This is a genomic window from Actinoplanes sp. NPDC048796, from assembly GCF_040650035.1.
GTDB lineage: Bacteria > Actinomycetota > Actinomycetes > Mycobacteriales > Micromonosporaceae > Actinoplanes.
On record NZ_JBEZGO010000007.1, the window covers coordinates 283,974 to 297,095 of the forward strand.

General features: G+C 70.9%; 12 protein-coding genes and 1 pseudogene. 6 read left to right on the forward strand and 7 right to left on the reverse strand.

Annotated features, from left to right (window positions below):
- Window positions 1-126 precede the first annotated feature (126 nt).
- Window positions 127-1,533 (forward strand): aldehyde dehydrogenase family protein, encoded by a 1,407-nt coding sequence (locus AB0C26_RS28500; RefSeq protein WP_360253694.1) that lies wholly within the window; start codon window positions 127-129, stop codon window positions 1,531-1,533.
- Here AB0C26_RS28500 and AB0C26_RS28505 read toward each other — a convergent pair whose 3' ends face one another.
- The 5 genes from AB0C26_RS28505 to AB0C26_RS28525 form a co-directional block, all read right to left on the reverse strand.
- Window positions 1,534-2,364, reverse strand: a complete 831-nt coding sequence (locus AB0C26_RS28505) for a glycosyltransferase (protein ID WP_360253696.1) — start codon at window positions 2,362-2,364, stop codon at window positions 1,534-1,536.
- A gap of 30 nt (window positions 2,365-2,394) precedes the next feature.
- Window positions 2,395-3,342 carry a TIGR03557 family F420-dependent LLM class oxidoreductase gene (locus AB0C26_RS28510; protein ID WP_360253698.1) on the reverse strand — a complete coding sequence of 316 codons (948 nt, stop codon included), beginning with the start codon at window positions 3,340-3,342 and terminating at the stop codon, window positions 2,395-2,397.
- Between the two features lie 64 nt (window positions 3,343-3,406).
- On the reverse strand, window positions 3,407-4,066 hold the full coding sequence (locus AB0C26_RS28515; protein WP_360253700.1) for a DUF3618 domain-containing protein: 660 nt from the start codon (window positions 4,064-4,066) through the stop codon (window positions 3,407-3,409).
- Complete coding sequence (locus tag AB0C26_RS28520; protein ID WP_360253702.1) at window positions 4,042-4,458, reverse strand: phage holin family protein; 417 nt, start codon at window positions 4,456-4,458, stop codon at window positions 4,042-4,044. The genes AB0C26_RS28515 and AB0C26_RS28520 overlap by 25 nt, the downstream gene beginning before the upstream one ends.
- The gene (locus AB0C26_RS28525) at window positions 4,455-5,303 is read right to left on the reverse strand and encodes a hypothetical protein (protein ID WP_360253704.1); all 849 of its coding nucleotides are present in this window, start codon (window positions 5,301-5,303) and stop codon (window positions 4,455-4,457) included. The genes AB0C26_RS28520 and AB0C26_RS28525 overlap by 4 nt, the downstream gene beginning before the upstream one ends.
- Before the next feature lie 170 nt (window positions 5,304-5,473).
- Here AB0C26_RS28525 and folP point away from each other — a divergent pair, with 170 nt between their 5' ends.
- A complete protein-coding gene (gene folP / locus AB0C26_RS28530) occupies window positions 5,474-6,340 on the forward strand; it encodes a dihydropteroate synthase (protein ID WP_360253706.1) in 867 nt (288 codons plus the stop codon).
- A gap of 296 nt (window positions 6,341-6,636) precedes the next feature.
- On the opposite strand, the gene AB0C26_RS28535 is transcribed toward folP, so the two are convergent.
- Window positions 6,637-6,960: a hypothetical protein gene (locus AB0C26_RS28535; RefSeq protein WP_360253708.1), complete on the reverse strand. Its 324-nt coding sequence runs from the start codon at window positions 6,958-6,960 to the stop codon at window positions 6,637-6,639.
- 9 nt (window positions 6,961-6,969) lie between these two features.
- A complete protein-coding gene (locus tag AB0C26_RS28540; protein WP_360253710.1) occupies window positions 6,970-7,524 on the reverse strand; it encodes a TetR/AcrR family transcriptional regulator in 555 nt (184 codons plus the stop codon).
- A gap of 67 nt (window positions 7,525-7,591) precedes the next feature.
- On the opposite strand from AB0C26_RS28540, the gene AB0C26_RS28545 reads away from it, so the two are divergent.
- From AB0C26_RS28545 to AB0C26_RS28560, 4 genes and pseudogenes are all read left to right on the forward strand, one after another.
- Window positions 7,592-8,992 (forward strand): MFS transporter, encoded by a 1,401-nt coding sequence (locus AB0C26_RS28545; protein WP_360253712.1) that lies wholly within the window; start codon window positions 7,592-7,594, stop codon window positions 8,990-8,992.
- 332 nt (window positions 8,993-9,324) lie between these two features.
- Window positions 9,325-9,882 (forward strand): annotated as a pseudogene (locus AB0C26_RS28550) (transposase); the annotation flags it as partial.
- 725 nt (window positions 9,883-10,607) lie between these two features.
- Complete coding sequence (locus AB0C26_RS28555; protein ID WP_360253714.1) at window positions 10,608-10,925, forward strand: hypothetical protein; 318 nt, start codon at window positions 10,608-10,610, stop codon at window positions 10,923-10,925.
- Window positions 10,922-13,114, forward strand: coding sequence for a bifunctional polysaccharide deacetylase/glycosyltransferase family 2 protein (locus AB0C26_RS28560; protein ID WP_360253716.1), 2,193 nt, complete (start codon window positions 10,922-10,924; stop codon window positions 13,112-13,114). The genes AB0C26_RS28555 and AB0C26_RS28560 overlap by 4 nt, the downstream gene beginning before the upstream one ends.
- Window positions 13,115-13,122 lie beyond the last annotated feature (8 nt).

Below are 13,122 nucleotides of genomic sequence, written 5' to 3' on the forward strand. Positions count from 1 at the left end.
GCGCCGGATACCCCGGCTCGGGAGAAGTACTCCCATGATCATTGACTTCTCCAAAAAATAAAAAGTGGCCTCCCACCTGCACTGATACGAGGTTTGAGACCGTTGCACCTGGGCAAACGCCCGCTCATGTATGACGTGGAGCAGTACGTCGCGGGCAGCTGGGGACCGGGCAGTTCGGGCCACAAGCTGACCGTCGTGAACCCCGCCGACGGCACCGCGGTGACCGTCGTCCCGCTCAGTTCGCCAGGCGATGTGACGGCCGCCGTGCAGGCCGCGCGCGACGCCGCGCCAGGCTGGGCGAGCACCGCTCCGGCGGCCCGCGCGGCCGCGCTGCACGCCGCCGCGACCGCCCTCGAGTCGGGCGCGGACGAGCTCGCCGAGATCATGAGCGCCGAGATGGGCAAGCCGGTGGACGGCGCCCGGGAGTCGATCGGCGCCGGGGTCGGCACCCTGCGGCAGTACGCCGAGCTCGGCCCCACCCACCGCGGCCGCACGCTGGCCGGCGACGACGGCGCGATCGACCTGATGGCGTACGGCCCGCGCGGCGTGGTCGCGGTGATCACCCCGTGGAACGACCCGGTGGCGGTCGCCTGCGGCCTGCTCGGCGCGGCCCTGGTCACCGGCAACACCGTGGTGCACAAGCCCAGCGAGCGGACCCCGGCCACCGGCTGGCGGGTGGTCCAGCTGCTGGCCCCGCACTTCCCGCCCGGCGTGCTCAACCTGGTCAACGGCGACGGCTCGGTCGGCGCCGCCCTGGCCGCCTCCGGTGTGGACGTCGTGGCCCAGGTCGGCTCGACCGCCACCGGCCGGTCGATCGCCGCCGCCTGCGCCCGCACCGGCGCCAAGGCGCTGTTGGAGAACGGCGGCAAGGACCCGGTGATCGTGGACGCCGGCGTCGACCCGGCCTGGGCGGCGCAGCAGGTCGCGCTGGGCGCCTTCGTCAACTCGGGCCAGATCTGCGTGGCCGTCGAACGCGTCTACGCGCACCGCGACGTCGCCTCCGCCTTCCTCGACTGCCTGGCCACCGAGGCCGACTCGTGGGCCACCCGGATCGGGCCCATGGTCGACCGCCGGATGCGCGACGCGGTCGACGAGCAGGTGCAACAGGCGGTCAAGGACGGGGCCCGGGCCGTACGCGGGGGCGCCGTCCCCGCCGGTCCCGGCGCCTACTACCCGCCGACCGTGCTCGCCGACTGCACCGACGACATGGCGGTGATGCGCGAGGAGACGTTCGGCCCGGTGGCGCCGGTCATGGTCGTCGACTCGTTCGACGAGGGGCTGCGCCGCGCCGCCGACTCCCCCTACGGCCTGGCGGCCACCGTGCTGACCAGCTCGATGAGCCACGCCCAGCAGGCCTGGCGCACGCTGCCGGCCGGCACGGTCAAGGTCAACGCGGTCTTCGGCGGGGCTCCGGGCGGCGCCGCGCATCCCCGGCGCGGGAGCGGGCAGGGCTTCGGCTACGGCCCGGAGCTGCTCGACGAGATGACGGCGACCAAGGCGGTGCACATCGAGGCGCCGCCGTCGGGCTGGTAGCTACAGCTTCCGCAGGGCCGCTTCCACCTCCGGCGGGAGCGGCCTTCGGTGGTTGAGCGCCCAGGGCAGGTCCCGGGTCACGTCCAAGACCGATCGAGGGCTTTGCCGTACGGCGGTGAGCAGCGTCCGCCCGACCACGGGAAGCGGGCGGCGCAGCACCGCGGTCAACATCCGGTTGCGCGTCTCCCGCCGGGCCCGCGCGCCGTTGTCCCGGCCCGCCGGTTGTGGCAGATGCCGCACGGTGAGCTCGGCGGCGTACGACAGCTCGTACCCGGCGGCGGCGAGGTCCATGGCCAGCAGCGCCTCCTCGCCGTACACGAAGAGTCTCGGCTCGAAGCCGCCGGCGGCCAGGAAAGCGTCCCGCCGCACGATCACCGAGCAGGCGAGGAAGCCGAGGACGGACGGCCCGGCGCTCCCCCGCCCGAGCGGGCTCGCGGCCATCTCGGCCGACACCGGATCGAGCCGGCCCTCCGGCCCGACCAGCACCCGCGCCGCCAGCAGGGCCACCCGGGGATGGGCGTCCATGATGGCGGCGGCGCGGGCGAGGGAGCCGGGCGTCCAGTACGAGTCGTCGTCGGCGAAAGCCACATAACGGGTGCGGGCCCGTTCCACCCCCACGTTGCGGGCGGCCGCGCCGCGGTTCGCGTCCAGGCGGACCACGTCGACGCCGGGCAAGGCGGGCAGCTCCTGGTCGGACGCGTTGTCGACCAGGATCGTCCGGGCGCGATGCCGGGGCATCGTCTCGCGCAGCCGGTCGGCCCGGTTCCGGGTGGCGACCACGACGGTGACGTCGTCGGTCTCCACCGACAATTGTTCGGCTTTCAGCGACATGGCGGAGCGCTTACCCCGTACACACTTTTCTTAGAGCTGATTTTTCAACTCTTTCGAGAAGAAATCGAAGAAGCCATCGGGATCCGGGCCCGCATTCATCAGAACGATGTGGTCGTATCCCGCTTCCGTGTATTCCTTGACCGATTTGACATACGGCTCGGGGTCCGGTCCGTGCGCGAACTTCTCGGCCACGTCCTCGGGGCGCACGGTCGCCGACGCCGCCTCGAAATTGACCGGATTCGGCAGTTCGGCCATCACCTTCCAGCCGGTGACACCCCAGCGGCTGGTCTCGTGCGCGGCCTTGACCGCCGCCTCCGCGGTCGGCGCCCAGGCGACGGACACCTCGGCGTACTTCGGGCCCTTTCCGCCCTTCTGGGTGTACGTCTCGACCAGGTCCTTGCGGGGTTCGGTGACGAACAGGCCGCTGCCGTGGGTGGCGGCCAGCTCCGCCGCGTCCTTACCGCCGGCGGCCACCGCGATGACCGGCAGCTTCTCGGGCAGGTCGAACACCTGCGCGTCCTCGAGCTGCAGGTGCTTGCCCTCGTACGACTGGTAACCGCCCCGCCAGAGCAGGTTGATGATGTCCAGCGCCTCCACCAGACGCTCGTGCCGGCCCCGCACGCTCGGGAAACCCTGGCCGACGACGTGCTCGTTGAGCCGCTCGCCGGCGCCGATGCCCAGCGTGAAACGGTCGTCGGAGAGGATGGCCAGCGTCGCCGCGGCCTGCGCGATGATCGCCGGGTGGTAGCGCACGGTCGGGCAGGTGACACCGGTGGCCAGGCCCAGCCGCTCGGTGCGCATCGCGATCGCGCTCAGCACGTTCCAGGCGAACGGCGAGTGGCCCTGCACGTCGAGCCAGGGGTGGAAGTGGTCGCTGATCTCCACGAAGTCGAATCCGGCCTGCTCGGCCTGGACCGCCTGGCGGATCAGCTCCTTGGGTCCGAAGGCCTCCGCGGCCAACTTGTATCCGAGTTTCATGTCCTAACAGCTTCCCGGCCCGGACCGTCGCAAACGCGCTGGTCCGAGCCGGGTTCAGGCTGATTCAGGAAGCGGCGGAACGCGCCTGGTCCCGGACGTCCTGGACATTGTCCTGGGCCGTCGACTTGGTCGTCGCCACGGCGTCCTGCGCCGTCTCCTTGACCTGGCCCAAGGCCTCCTGCGCCGAGCCCTGAAGGTCCTCGCGCAGCTCCTGAGTGGCGTCCTTGACCTTCTCGGTCAGGTCGCCGCTGTGCTCCTTGAGGGCCGCGCCCGCGCTCTTCTCGGCCTCGGTGACCGGGATGAGCGTGGCCGCCAGCATGCCGACGCCGAACGCGATGATGCCGGCCGCGATCGGGTTGCCCTGCGTCTGCTGGGCCACCGCCTGCGGGGCCTGCTTGACCGCGCCGACCGCCTGGTGCGCCTTCTCGCTGGCCACGTCGCCGGCCTGGCCGGCCTTGTCGCTGACCGCGCTGCCGACCTGGCTCGCCTTGTCGCTGACCGCGCCGCCCACCTGGCTCGCCTTGTCGCTCACCGTTCCTCCTACATCCGACGCCTTGCTCGACGCCGAGTCGCTGACACCCATGACCTTTTCCTTGACCGCGGTCCAGCGCCGCTGCGCCACCTTCGTGGGGCTCGTCTTCTCGGCGAGCAGGTCCACGTCGCGGGTGAGCGAACGCCGGGTGTTCTCGATGTCCTGCCTCAGCCGGTCGGGTTCTTCAGCCATTGGGCGTCCTCCTTCAGGGTGTCGACGGTGCGACGGGGCATCGGGTCGACGTTCTTGAGCTTCTTCTTGCCGTTCGTGTAGAGGACGGCGCCGACGATCCCCCAGACGGCCGCCACGATCAGGGCGGCCCATCCGGCGGGCATCACGGCGTCCAGGGCGAAGACGGCGGCGAGGCTGAGGAACAGCACCGCCAGGTAGCCGGCGAACCCGGCGCCGCCGAGCAGCCCGGCCGCCTTGCCGGCCTTCTTGGCCTCCTGCTGGACCTCGGCCTTGGCCAGCTCGACCTCTTGCCGGAAGAGCTGGGACAGGTCATTGCTGATGTTGCCGATCAGCTCGCCCACCGAGGTCTCGGCGACCTCTTCCGAGCGGTTCTGCTGGAACGGGGTGGTCATCGTGGACGCTCCGGACTGTCCACCACGTACTCGCTGGCCACCGCCGGCGTGCCGGTGCCGGTCGAGGTGTACTCGGTGGCGCTGGCGTAACCGCCGGTCGGCGCGGTGCTCGTCCCGGCGGGGTAGGTCGGGGTGGCCGGGGTGGCCGGCGTGGCCGGGTACCCGGTCGCGTACTGCGCGGTGGTGTCGGCGCCCGAGCCGGACACGAAGGAGTCGCTGGTCGGCTTGGCGGCGTCCGAGCTCGACTCGGCCTTGGCCACACTCTTGCCGAGGCGGCCCACCACGAAACCGGCGGCCAGGGCCGTGGCCAGGAACGCGCCGGGACGCCGGCGGGCGAAGTCCTGCACCTCGCGCAGCACACCCTCGGGACCGTTCCGGTCCAGGTAGTCGGCGAACTGGCGGCCACCGTCGGCGATCCGGGTCACGACCTGCGCGGCCGGGGTGTCCCCGCGGTCGCCGCGCATCTGGTCGAGCTGGTCGGCGGTGTCCCGGATGGAGCCGACAAGCCGGTCGTTCTGCGAACGCGCCTGCTCGTTGACCTTGCTCTTGACATCCGACGCCAGGTTGCTGGCCTGCGCCTTCGCCTCGGAACCGACCCGCCGGGCCTGCTGTTTGGCGGTGTCCTTCACATCGGCCGCGGCCTCACCGGCGGCGTGGCCGGTCTGGGAGGCGACCTCCTTGGCCTTCTCCTTGGCGCCGCTCGGCTGCTCCGGCGCCGAGGGGGAGGAATAGGTCTCGGCATAGACCTCGGTCGTGTACGTCTCGGTCGGGTACGTCGCCTGGGTAGGCACCTCGACGGGATCGACGGCGCCCGGTCCGCGAACGCCCGATGGCACGTCACTCATGAGTTTCCTCCAGTGGGGATTTCGACGTCAATTGAGCTACCCGGGTTCGCCTCGGCCCATTCACGAATTCGGCTGCGGAATAGAGCTAATATTCATCCGCATGATCCGCGGAAATGGGGGTATCCGGCCGCTTCTGCCGTGTGCCCGGTCGCCTGTTACGCTCGCGAATCGTGAGCGATCTTCTCGGTAGCCGGATCATCGGCGGGCGCACTTTTGATTTCTCCCGTCAGGTCGCGGTGATGGCGATCGTCAACCGCACCCCCGACTCGTTCCACGACCGGGGGCGGACCTTCGCGCTCGACCGGGCCGTCGAGGCGGTCGAGGCGGCGGCCGACGGCGGCGCCGACTGGATCGACGTGGGCGGGGTGCCGTTCGCGCCGGGGCCCGAGGTGCCGGTGACGGAAGAACTGGACCGGGTGCTGCCGGTGGTGGAGGTGGCACGCTCCCGCACGGTGGTCTCGGTCGACACGTTCCGGCCGGAGGTGGCGGCGGAGGCCATCAAGGCGGGAGCGGGGGTCATCAACGACACGTCGGGGTTGCGGGACCCGGCGATGGCGGACGTGGTCGCGGGCACGGACGCCCAGCTGGTCATCACGCACAGCCTGGCGGCGCCGCGCACGCTGTGGCCGAGCCCGCAGTACAGGGACGTGACAACGGAGGTGGGAGACTTCCTCCGGGAGCGGGTACGGGTGGCGCTGGACCACGGCGTACGGCCGAATCAGATCATCATCGACCCGGGGCCGGACCTGAACAAGAACACCCGGCACACGCTCGAGCTGACGCGGCGGCTGGGTGAGATCGCGGAGATCGGGTATCCGGTGCTGGCGGCGGTCAGCAACAAGGACTTCATCGGGGAGACGCTGGACGCTCCCCAGCATGAACGGCTGGCGGGGACGTTGGCGGCGCTGGTCTTCTGCGTCGAGCGGGGGGCTCGGATCGTGCGGGTTCATGATGTTCGGTCCGCTGTGGATGCTGTGCGGATGACCGAGGCGCTCCTGGGGTGGCGGGAGCCGGCTTATCTTCGGCACAACATCTAGGGCTCGCTTGCGGTGGGACGGCGGGGAGCCGGGGGTGCCCACTCGGGCTGGCTGGGAAGCGCTTTATGCCTCGAGTGGTCACCCCCGGCTCCCCACCTTGCATGGCGGCTTGGTGCGGCCAGGGGAATGGTCGGGGGCCGCTGGGTGGGTGGCTTCGGTGAGGGTCACCTTGCGCTGGGCGGGGGTTACTGTTCGCTGCCGCGTTGTGGTGCGGATAGGCGAATTTGTCGGGCAGGCCAGGGTGAGTGAGGGCTGGGCGGCAATTTCAGGCCGGTTGCGCGGGCTGAAAGGCTGGGCTAGCGCGCGGCCCGTAATGCCGCGGCTATCGGGACGAGGTCCAGGTCGACTACGGCCTCCTGGACGTCCCACACGCCTCGCTCGCTGAGGGCCAGGCCGATCAAGGCCAGGTTGGCGGCGTCGTCACGCAGCTCGCCTTCTTCGCGGCTCTCCTCGCCTGTCCCGCCCGTCTCCTCGCGGTGCCAGGCGGCGACCGCCGCTTCGGCCAGCGGCCTGGGCAAGCGCACGCTGAACCGATCGGCCTGGGACTCCAGCCGAGTGCCTATCGCGGCCAGCACGGTGCGGTCATGCCGGTATCGCGAGTACTGCTCGTGGTCGGCCACGAAACGAGGCTAGTCGAACTTTTCGTCGGGGTAGGTGCCGGCCAGCTCGGCCGACCAGGGCTGCAAGGGTACGGCGGCGGGGCCGATCACGCGCATCGAGGCCAGGCACGTCAGGAGCATGCCCTCGCCGAAGAAGGAACGGGCCTCCTCGGGGGTGCAGCCGGTCAGGGCGCGGATGGTGTCGTACAGGCGGCCGAAGCCGGCGCGAACGTGGTCGCCGATCGCGGGGTCGTCGCTGGCGGCGAAGCCGTGCAGGAGCATGGCCATGAGCTCGCGGCGGCCCAGCAGCTGGAAGTAGGCGTGGCCAAGGCTGGGGAGGGTGGGGTCCTGGTCGGCGGCGGCGCGGAACGTGGCGTCGATGAGTTCGACGGTGTGCTGCATGGCGGCCAGGAAGAGATCCTGCTTGGTACGGAACAGGCGGATCACGTACGGCTGGGAGACACCGGCCAGGCGGGCCACCTGATCGGTGGTGGTGCCGGCGTAGCCGCCGCTGCTGAACGCGGTGACGGCGGCCGCCACGAGCTGCTCCTGGCGCTCCTCGGCGGTGAGGCGGGTGCGAGACATGTTGACAGATTATCAGTCGATAACTACGTTGGTTATCAGTCAATAACAACTTGGGGGAACGACAGTCATGACCGCCGTACTGGAAGCACCCGCCGCACCCCGGCGCGCCGCCAAGCCGCTGGCCGCGGTGCTCGCCGCCGTCGGCATCCCGACCTTCATGGTCGCGCTGGACAACCTCGTCGTGAGCACGGCGCTGCCGGTGATCCGGGCCGACCTGGGCGCGTCGCTGACCGACCTGCAGTGGTTCGTGAACGCGTACACGCTGCCGTTCGCCGCGTTCCTGCTCACCGCGGCCGCCCTGGGCGACCGCATCGGCCGCCGCCGCATGTTCGTCGCCGGCCTGGTCGTCTTCACCCTGGCCTCGGCCGCGGCCGGCCTGGCCTCCTCGCCGTGGCAGCTCACCGCCGCCCGCGCCATCCAGGGCCTCGGCGGCGCCGCCGTCGCGCCCCTGGCCCTGACCCTGCTGTCGGCGGCCGTGCCCGACCGGATGCGCACCGCCGCCATCGGCATCTGGGGCGGCATCAGCGGCCTCGGCGTCGCGGTCGGCCCGGTCGTCGGCGGCGCCGTCGTCGAAGGCCTCGACTGGCACTGGATCTTCTGGCTGAACGTGCCGGTCGGCGTGCTCGCCGTGTTCCTCGCCCGCACCGTCCTGTCCGAGTCCCGCGGCGGCGCCCGCCGCCTCGACCCGCTCGGCCTGGTCCTGTCGGCGGCCGGCATGCTGCTGGTCATCTGGGGTGTCGTCGACGGACCCGACCACGGCTGGACCTCGGCCCGCGTCCTAGGCATGCTCGTCGGCGGCACCGTGCTGATCGCCGCGTTCCTGGCCTGGCAGAGCCGCAACCCGTCACCGATGATGCCGCTGTCGCTGTTCCGCTCCCGCGGTTTCGGCCTGGTCAACCTGGTCACCCTGGCCTTCTCGGCCGGCGCCTTCGGCTCGGTCTTCCTGCTGGCCCAGTTCTTCCAGGTGGTACAGGGCCTGAGCCCGCTCGACGCCGGCCTGCGCACCCTCCCGTGGACCGCCGCCCCGATGATCGTGGCCCCGTTGGCCGGCCTGTTCGGCGACCGCGTCGGCCAGCGCAACCTCATCCTGGCCGGCCAGGCCCTGCTGGCGGGCGGCATCCTCTGGATGGGCCTGGCCATCGGCACCGACGTGACGTACCCGTCCCTGGTGGCCGCCTTCGCCATGGCCGGCGTGGGCATGGGCTTGACCTTCGCCCCCGTCAGCACGGTGGCCATGGCCAGCGTCACCGAGGACCAGCGAGGCGTGGCCTCCGGCGTCAACAACACCATCCGCGAACTGGGCGTAGCCGTCGGCGTGGCCGCCCTGGCCTCGATCTTCAGCTCGTACGGCAGCTACGCCACCCACCAGTCCTTCGTGGACGGCATCAAGCCCGCCGTCGTCGTAGGCGCCGCGATCGTCGCCACCGGCGCCGTGATCGCCCTCTTCCTCCCCCGCCGCAAGCCCTGACCTTCCCACCCCAGCGAGCCGGACCGCCGAGGCGGCCCGGCTCGCCCCTTTGCCCGCCCCACCCGCCGAGGCGGCATCACCCCCGCAGGATCAGGCGCCGACCGCAGATCGAAACCTTCGAGACCCGCACCGACTGGCGGATCTCCTCGGCGGCGGGGAAGGCGAGGAAGTCACGCGCGACTCGCAGTGCACTGTCTGCGGGACGGGACGTGATCGGCCGCGCACATGGACGTCGAGACTGAGGTGTATCCGCCCGTGGCCGACGCTGTATCGATGGTTCCGCCACCGGCAGCGCGCCGGTGTTCCCGCGGCGGCTGGACCACCAAAGCCGCTGCTGGCGCCGGCTACGCGACTGGAACAACGCCGGGGTCCGGCAACGCCTGCACGAAGTGCTGCTGGCCGAGCTGCGCGCGGCCGGGAAGCTGGACCCTATCCCGAGCGGTGCTCGACTCAAGTCACGTGCGCGCGCTCCAGGGCGGCCCAAAACCGACCGGAGTCCAGTAGACCGCGGCCGGCTGGGCTCCCAGCACCATTTTGATCACGGACGCCGGCGGTGTCGCGTCGGCGGCGCTGCTGACCGGCGGCAACCGCAACGCGGCAGGCCCCGCCGTCGGGCCCCGAAGGTCTACGCCGACCGCGGCTACGACCACGACAAGTACCGCGCCCTGGTCCGCGAGCTGGGCATCACCCCGGTGATTGCCCGCCGCGGCACCGAGCATGGTTCCGGGCTTGGCAAGCCGCGCTGGGTCGTCGAGCAGAGCTTCGCGTTGCCGCACTGGTTCCGGCGGTTACGCATCCGCCGTGAAGTCCGCGACGACATCCACGAAGCCCTGCTCAAACGTGGCTGCGCCCTGATCTGCTGGCACCGCCTCCACCACCCAAAGAGTTAGGAGTTCTAAGGCCGCAAACTCCTGGCGGTGGTGGTGACCGCCGGCCAACGCGGCGACAGCCCTCAGCTCATCGGCGTGCCGGCCAAGGTGCGCGTTGCCCGAGCCCGTGGTCACCGGCCACGGACCGGACGCACACCGCAAAGCCAAGAGATCCAAGGGCAGGCGAGCGCCCGCACGGCCCCCTCTGTTGGTTCCTCCGCTGGGCCTGACATACGGCCGGCAGACGCGACGAGTCTCGCCCTCCACCCGCCCGCGCAACCGGCCTGGAATTGCCGCCCAGCCCCCCACCAACGCCGGCCCGCCCGACAAATCCCCCCACCCGCACCACAACGCGGCAGCGAACAGCAAACCCCGCGCAGCGCAAGGTGACCACTCACCGCAGCCACCCACCCAGCAGCCCCCCACCATTCCCCTGGCCGCACCAAGCCCCCATGCAAGGCGGGGAGCCGGGGGTGACCACTCGAGGCATAAAGCGCTCCCCAGCCAGCCCGAGTGGGCATCCCCGGCTCCCCGCCGTCCCACCGCAAGCGAGCCCCAAAGTCAGTCGGGTGGGTGACACCCACTCCTTACCGGCCACACCACCACCGCCCCCAGTATTTGATCGAGCACCCCTCCCCCACCTGCGAAGGAACCCCGCCAACCCTCAAGCCACACCGGACACAAGGGACATTCCACCCCCGCCTCACGACGTGCGGCGAATTGACGTACCTCTTAGCGTCGGAAGCGTGGGAGACGAACCCAACATCGGGCGGGCGCGGGTTCAGCGTCCGCCGCGCGGCCAGGCCCGGGTCGGCAAGGCCGTGGGCAAGGCGCGCACGCCCGAGAACGCGCCCACCGACTACATCCCCATCGGTTCGCAGGAGCCGCCGCCCGTCTTCGTCGATCCGACCGGTGGCCGCCGCCGGTGGGTGCGGCGTACGGCGTACGGAATCGGGCTTCTCCTGATTGTGGCCCTGGTCGTCATCTGGCTCAGCCAGCTCGGCGGATCGGCGCCGCCGCCGGCACGGACCCCCGGCCCCAGCAGCGCGGCAGCCGCGCGGTGACCGTCTACCGGGCCACGCCACCGCCGCATGATCCGGCCGAGTCGACCGGGCGGCTTCCCCCGCTTCAGCGTAAGCGGCGTATCCGGCGACGGCGGGTGTTCGCCGGCGGGCTCGGGCTTGTCGTTCTGCTCCTGCTGGCCACCGTGATCCTCGTGTCGGTCTACACCGACGCCGGGTTCAGCCCCGACGGGACCACACAGAGCACCACCTCGTCCGAGGACGTGCCCGACTCGATCAGCAACGGCGGCCCGATCATCGACGTCGACGGCGGCCAGGTCCGGACGTACGGCATGCCGGCCAAGACGATCGCCCTCACTTTTGACGACGGCCCCGATCCGCTGTGGACGCCGAAGATCCTCGACGTGTTGAGCCGGCATCACGCGCCGGCCACCTTCTTCGTCGTCGGGTCCCAGGTCGCCCGGCATCCGGACGTGGCCCGGCGGATCACCGACGAGGGGCATGAGATCGCCGGGCACAGCTTCACCCATCCCGATCTGGCCGAGCTGCCGAACTGGCGGCGGGAGATGGAGAACTCGCAGACGCAGCTGGCCATCGCCTACGCGACCGGACGCTCCTCGTCGCTGATGCGGCCGCCCTACTCGTCGTTCGCCGACGCCATCTCCGACAAGGACTGGCAGACCGTGCAGGACGTCGGCGCGCAGGGCTATCTGACCGTGCTCGACACCATGGACAGTGAGGACTGGAAGAGGCCCGGTGTCGACGCCATCGTGCGCAACGGCACGCCGCGCGGCACCGGCGGGCAGATTCTTCTCATGCACGACGCCGGCGGGGACCGTTCGCAGACGGTGGCCGCGCTGGACCGGCTCATCCCGGAGATGCAGCGCCGGGGCTACCGGTTCAGCACGGTCAGCGCCGCCCTGGGTGACCGGGTCAATCCGCCGGCCACCGACGAGGCCGTGTGGCGTGGCCGGGCCCTGGTGTGGACCGTGCACGTGGCCGACATCGTGCTCGACGCGCTCTGGGTGCTGTTGATCGTCGCGGGCGGCCTGATCGTCGTACGGACGCTGATCCTGTTTTTGTTCGCCTGGCGGCATTCGCGGCATCGGCGCAGCCCGGACTGGTCGTGGGGGTTGCCGGTGTCCACGCCGGTGACGATCGTCGTGCCCGCGTACAACGAGGAGAAGACGATCGCGCCCGCCGTCCGGTCGCTGGCCGGTTCGAAGCATCCGAGTGTCGAGGTCCTGGTGGTCGACGACGGCTCGACCGACGGGACCGCCGCGGCGGTCCGCGACCTGCGGATCCGCAATGTTCGCATCGTGCAAGTGCCCAACTCCGGCAAGGCGAACGCGCTCAACGCCGGGGTGGCCCTGTCCCGCAACCCGATCGTCGTCATGGTGGACGCCGACACCGTCGTGGAACCCGAGGCCGTACACCGCCTCGTGCAGCCCTTCGGCGACCCGATGGTCGGCGCGGTCGCCGGCAACGTGAAGGTCGCCAACCGCGGCAGCCTCATCGGCAAATGGCAGCACATCGAGTACGTGATCGGCTTCAACCTCGACCGGCGGCTGTACGACACCTTCGGCTGCATCCCGACGATCCCGGGGGCCCTCGGCGCCTTCCGCCGCGAGGCCCTGACCGAGGCCGGCGGCCTGAGCACCGACACGCTGGCCGAGGACACCGACCTGACCATGGCCATCCACCGGGCCGGCTGGCGGGTCGTCTACGAGGAGTCGGCGCGGGCGTACACCGAGGCCCCGGCCAGCATGAAGCAGCTCTGGAAGCAGCGCTACCGCTGGAGCTACGGCACCATGCAGGCGATGTGGAAGCACCGCCACGCGGTCGTCGAGTCCGGCCCGTCGGGACGGTTCGGCCGGCGCGGCCTGCCGTTCATCACCCTTTTCAGCGTGCTGCTGCCCCTGCTGGCCCCGCTGATCGACCTGATGGCGGTGTACGGGCTGCTGTTCCTGGACCGCCGGATCACCGTCATCGGCTGGCTCGCGATGCTCGTGGTGCAGGTGCTGACCGCCATCCTGGCCTTCCGCCTCGACCGGGAGCCGCTGCGCCCGCTGTGGACGCTGCCGCTGCAACAGATCGTGTATCGCCAGCTCATGTATCTCGTTCTCCTGGTGTCGGCGCTGGCCGCGGTGACCGGCCGCCGACTGCGCTGGCAGACGATCCATCGGACGGGCGACCTCAGCTCGGCCCCCAGCCCGGCCCGCGGCGTATAGCCTGATCA